This is a genomic window from Polaromonas sp. P3_C2, assembly GCF_056402675.1.
This window is the reverse complement of sequence record NZ_JBFUGX010000549.1, coordinates 1-2,871: the sequence shown is the minus strand read 5'-3', so window position 1 is coordinate 2,871 and position 2,871 is coordinate 1. Positions and strand designations below refer to the sequence as shown.

3 protein-coding genes and 2 pseudogenes are annotated in these 2,871 nt (G+C 57.9%); all 5 read left to right on the top strand.

Annotated features, from left to right (window positions below; translation table 11 throughout):
* The coding region (gene rlmN, locus AC1DWI_RS18775) for a dual-specificity RNA methyltransferase RlmN (protein WP_477725429.1) at nt 1–902 on the top strand (902 nt) is incomplete at its 5' end.
* Nucleotides 899–1,708: a type IV pilus biogenesis/stability protein PilW gene (pilW, locus tag AC1DWI_RS18770; RefSeq protein ID WP_457280670.1), complete on the top strand. Its 810-nt coding sequence runs from the start codon at nt 899–901 to the stop codon at nt 1,706–1,708. The genes rlmN and pilW, both read left to right, overlap by 4 nt.
* Nucleotides 1,683–1,928: pseudogene (locus AC1DWI_RS18765) on the top strand (helix-turn-helix domain-containing protein); the annotation flags it as partial. The gene pilW and the pseudogene AC1DWI_RS18765, both read left to right, overlap by 26 nt.
* Nucleotides 1,929–1,985: 57 nt before the next feature.
* Nucleotides 1,986–2,711, top strand: a complete 726-nt coding sequence (locus tag AC1DWI_RS18760) for a RodZ domain-containing protein (RefSeq protein ID WP_477701283.1) — start codon at nt 1,986–1,988, stop codon at nt 2,709–2,711.
* A pseudogene (gene ispG, locus AC1DWI_RS18755) lies at nt 2,711–2,871 on the top strand (flavodoxin-dependent (E)-4-hydroxy-3-methylbut-2-enyl-diphosphate synthase); the annotation flags it as partial. The gene AC1DWI_RS18760 and the pseudogene ispG, both read left to right, overlap by 1 nt.

Sequence of the window (2,871 nt, the reverse complement as noted above, 5' to 3'; positions counted from 1 at the left end):
ATGTCGGTGCAGGCGATATTATTGAAACTGTTTTTATTCCCGAAACCGACCGAGGAACTTTGTGCATTTCCTCGCAGGCCGGCTGTGCTGTCGGTTGCCGGTTTTGCTCCACGGGTCACCAGGGTTTCAGCCGTAACCTGACCACGGGAGAGATCGTTTCCCAGCTATGGTTTGCCGAGCATTTCCTGCGGCAGCATCTAGGCAGGGATGAACGGGTGATTTCCAACGTCGTCATGATGGGCATGGGTGAGCCCCTGCAGAACTACTCGCAGCTCCTGCCAGCCCTGAAGGTCATGCTTGACGACCATGGTTATGGCCTGTCACGCCGACGGGTGACGGTATYGACATCGGGCGTTGTGCCCATGATTGATCGGTTGGCCGGGGACTGCCCGGTAGCCTTGGCTGTATCGCTGCATGCACCGGAAGATGGGCTGCGCGACAACCTTGTGCCTTTGAATAAAAAATACCCCATAGCCGAACTGCTTGCGGCTTGTACCCGCTATCAGTCATCGGCACCCCGGGACTTCATCACGTTTGAGTATTGCATGCTCGATGGTGTGAACGACCAGCCAGAGCATGCGCGTCAGCTCGTATCGCTGGTTCGGGCCCAGGCGGCGCAAGGGCTCTCCTGCAAATTCAACCTGATTCCCTTTAATCCATTTCCGGCTTCGGGGTTGAAGCGTTCTGACATGCCGCAGGTGATGGCATTTGCGAAAATCCTGATGGATGCGGGTATTGTGACAACCGTCAGAAAAACCCGGGGGGACGATATCGATGCAGCTTGCGGGCAACTGGCTGGCGATGTACAGGACCGCACAGGTGTGGATCAGCGCATGGCGGCGCAGCGGCAAGGTATGCTCGGGGGAATCAAGGTCGTAGTGGCCAAAGGGATGGGTACATGAGATTTCGCGCCAATATGATCTGGGTTCCAGCCTGCTGGCTGGCAGTATTGCTCGCAGGATGCGCCAATCACGCAGGCGCTCCAGGGTCTCCGGGCAACCGCACTGACATTATTACGGAATCAGACGAACCTGATCAGCGCAGGCGTGCGCGTCTTCGGCTTGAATTGGCTTCGGGCTACTTCGAACAGGGGCAAACCAATGTTGCTCTCGACGAAATCAAGCAATCGCTGACCACGGATCCAACTTTTGCGGAGGCCTACAACCTGCGCGGACTGGTTTACATGCGTCTTAACGATATTCCTCTGGCTGAGGATAGTTTTCGCAGGGCTCTTGCATTGAATCCCCGCGATGCGGATGTTGCGCATAACTATGGATGGTTGATGTGCCAGCAAGGACGCTATAACGAGTCTTCTCGGTTCTTTGCTCAGGCCGTGGCGAACCCAACGTACGCAGGCAAGGCCAAAACGCTGATGGCGCAGGGGGTTTGTCAGGTTCGTGCTGGGCAGCATGCAGAAGCCGAGCAAAGCCTCCTGCAGTCTTATGAATTGGACGCAGGAAATCCTGTTACTGGTTACAACCTGGCTAGTCTTTTGAACGATCGTGGCGATCTGACTCGGGCACAGTTTTACATACGACGACTGAACAACAGTGATCTTGCAAATGCTGAAACCCTGTGGCTAGGCATCAAAATCGAGCGTAAATTAAACAACCGGGATACGGTACGGCAGCTCGGTGATCAGCTAAAAAAGCGTTTTGCGCAGTCCCGGGAGGCTGCTGCTTATGACAAAGGGGCGTTCAATGAGTGACGCTGACGTTGTTGCACCGGCTGGGGAGGCCACATCTGGAATGGCTGCGTCTGGCGTTGACCGGGGTACTGACTTCGAGCCCACGGCAGGCACACTGCTTCGTGAGGCAAGAGAGGCTGCAGGCATACATATCGCGGCCCTCGCCGTATCCTTGAAGGTTCCGGTAAAAAAACTCGAAGCGCTGGAGCTGGATCGCTTTGACTTGCTGCCGGATGCTGTTTTTGTTCGGGCCCTGGCTTCCAGCGTGTGCCGTAGCCTGAAACTGGATGCGGCCCCTGTGCTTGAACGCCTGCCTCAAACCAGCGCCCCCAAGCTGATATACCAAGGTGCTGGCATCAATGCACCGTTTCGCTCGCCAGGGGAAGGCCCCCGGCCTGCTGTGTGGACCCAGGTTTCGAAGCCTGCAGTGCTGGCCGGCCTGGCTTTGCTGCTTGGTGCTCTGGTATTGATTTTCCTGCCAGTCATCAAGCCGGATGTCACGAAGGGTCAGGGTGATAGTGAGATGCAAGCTGGCGGCGCCGAGGCCGCCAAACCGCTGCCCGCAGCGGTGGCGATGACGGGCGGAGGATTGGTAAACGACGTCAAGCCTGTTTTCCCCACAGAGCAGAGTCATGAGACTTTTTCAGGCGCCGGTGCTGCCACGGTTGCCGGCTCTCCCACCGGCCCTGCTGTGACGACAACTACCTCTCTACCTGGCCCAGCCGTTCAGCCTGCTCCGGTGCCAGTGCCAAGTGGTGTTGCTGCACCTGTATCGCCAGCGGCACCGGCGGGTATCGTGACTTTTCGCGCCAGGGGCGAATCCTGGGTGGAGGTGACGGATGCCAAGGGAACGGTTGTGCTGCGCCGTACCCTGACCGCCGGAGAAGTCGCGGGTGCGTCCGGGGCGTTACCGCTGGCCGCCGTAGTGGGTAAGGCAGATGTGACGCAAGTGCAGGTGCGCGGCCAGGCTTTTGATCTGAGCAGCGTGGCCAGGGATAATGTTGCCCGATTTGAGGTGAAATAATGTCGAAGGGTTGCCTTCCGATCGAGTCCGCTTTTCCCAAAGCGCGGCGCTCCCTCCAGTCACAGGTGTCATGGGGCGGCCGTATTTTGACTGTCGGCGGCGATGCGCCGGTGCGCGTCCAGTCCATGACCAATACCGACACGGTGGATGCCATTGGCAC

Excerpts from the sequence above, each read along its gene's own strand:
- pilW (WP_457280670.1), top strand. The coding sequence starts at position 899 with ATGAGATTTCGCGCCAATATGATCTGGGTTCCAGCCTGCTGGCTGGCA.